The organism is Streptomyces sp. NPDC021080, assembly GCF_044333225.1.
Taxonomy (GTDB): Bacteria; Actinomycetota; Actinomycetes; order Streptomycetales; family Streptomycetaceae; genus Streptomyces.
This window is the reverse complement of the sequence record NZ_JBIRQM010000059.1, coordinates 1-1,844: the sequence shown is the minus strand read 5'-3', so window position 1 is coordinate 1,844 and position 1,844 is coordinate 1. Positions and strand designations below refer to the sequence as shown.

Genomic DNA, 1,844 nt, shown 5'->3' with positions numbered 1-1,844 from the left:
TCATCGCCGGACGCAGCGCCTTCCTCGAAGCCTTCGAACTCTTCGGCGTCGACCCCGCCGACTACGACGACGTCTTCGCCGAGAAACTCGACCTGCTCCTCGCGATCCGCGACAACGAACACGTCACCTGGACCGGCCGCCACCGCCCCGCCCTGCACGACCTTCCCGTCCCGCCCCGCCCCCAGCAGGAGAAGCTGCCCCTGTGGCTCGGCGTCGGCGGCACCCCCGCCAGCGCCGAGCGGGCCGGACGCCTCGGCCTGCCCATGGTCCTGGGCCTCATCGGCGGCGACCTCCGCAGGGTCCGTCCCCTCATCGAGCACTACCGCGCCGTCGGCGAGGCGGCCGGCCACGCCCCCGAGACCCTGCGCCTCGGCCTGACCAGCCACTTCTACGTCGGCAAGACCTCCCAGGACGCCCGCCGGGACCTGTATCCGTACTACCGCGAATACCTGCGCCCCAAGACTCCGGGCGGGCGCGGCTGGCTGGTCGGACCCGACCAGTTCGACGCCGTCTCCGGCCCCTTCGGCGCCCTGATGACCGGCAGCCCCCAGGAAGTCATCGACAAGATCCTCACCGAACGCGAACTCCTCGGCGTCGACCGCTTCATGGGGCAGATCGACTTCGGTGGCATGCCCCAGCACATGGTCAACGACTCCATCGAACTCCTCGCCACCGAAGTCGCCCCCACCATCCGCAAGGAGACATGACGCGGCCGACGTCCCAGGGTCGGCTCGAAGCCAGTGGCCAGTTGTCCTCGGGGGAGTCGATCCTCAACCGGTTTGCGATCTGCTCCGGACTCCAGGCTTTCGCCCAGCAGCGATCCTGTGGGCGAGGCTTGTTCCGGCCCTTCCAGGGCTGAGTTTGTGGCCCCGCAACGACCTGTCCGTCCGAGAGGCGGACGGCGCCGGACAGCCACTCCTTGACGTACCCGCGAAGCCGGTCGTTCCCGGCCGGCTTCGCTGTCTTCGGCCGCTGGGCCCGGCACTCGACATGCCACGGTGTTACCGACGCCCGTTAGGGCGTGTATCGGAAGTGGATCTTTAACATGAAATGATCTTGGCTTGTGGCACGTGGAGATTTGGCGGACGGGCAATGGGCGGTGCTGGAACCGTTGTTGCCGAAGGGCAAGAAGCCCGGACGACCGCCGAGGTGGGCCAGGCGGCAACTGATCGACGGCATACGGTTCCGGGTCCGGACCGGCGTCCCCTGGCGGGACCTCCCCGCCGAGTACGGGCCGTGGGGCCGGGCGTACGACCTGTTCCGCCGCTGGCAGCGGGACGGCATCTGGCATCGGATCTTCACCGAACTCCAGGCCCAGGCCGACGCGAAGGAGCTGATCACCTGGGACATCAACGTTGACTCCACGGTGTGCAGGGCCCACCAGCACGCCGCCAGGGCCCGCAGAAGGGGGCCTCCGGATGAACCGTTCCGGGTTTGATCGAGACTCCGGAGTGCCCCGAGTTCGGTGGAGTTGCGGCCGGACGCGATCAGGTCGAGGACCCGGCGACGGAACTCGGGCGGATAACTGCGGGGTATGACGGCCTCCGAATACTGCTGGATCGGGTCAATTCTCCAGCAACCCGACTCCATCAGACCCGGGGAAGACTAGAACCCGGAACGGTTCAGTCGTACCAGGGCGTTGCTGATCAGGTTGAACAACCCGATTAGCGGCGGTAACACTTTCACCATGCTCCGGAAGTGCGGGGAGAGCAGCATCGCCGAGCGCTCGGGGCGGGCGATGGCCCAGGACTACGAGCTCGTAACACGATCATGATCGGGCCTTCTTGAGGCGTCGCCAGCAGATGAGGCTGCAGGCGAGGGAGACGAAGGCGTCGTGGAGCTCG

General features: G+C 67.4%; 2 protein-coding genes. Both read left to right on the top strand.

What is annotated here, in order from left to right:
* Positions 1-707: LLM class flavin-dependent oxidoreductase (locus ACH4S8_RS45090; RefSeq protein WP_398405177.1), on the top strand; the 707-nt coding region annotated here is incomplete at its 5' end.
* A 356-nt stretch (positions 708-1,063) separates the two neighbouring features.
* Positions 1,064-1,438, top strand: a complete 375-nt coding sequence (locus ACH4S8_RS45085) for an IS5 family transposase (protein ID WP_398405175.1) — start codon at positions 1,064-1,066, stop codon at positions 1,436-1,438.
* Positions 1,439-1,844 lie beyond the last annotated feature (406 nt).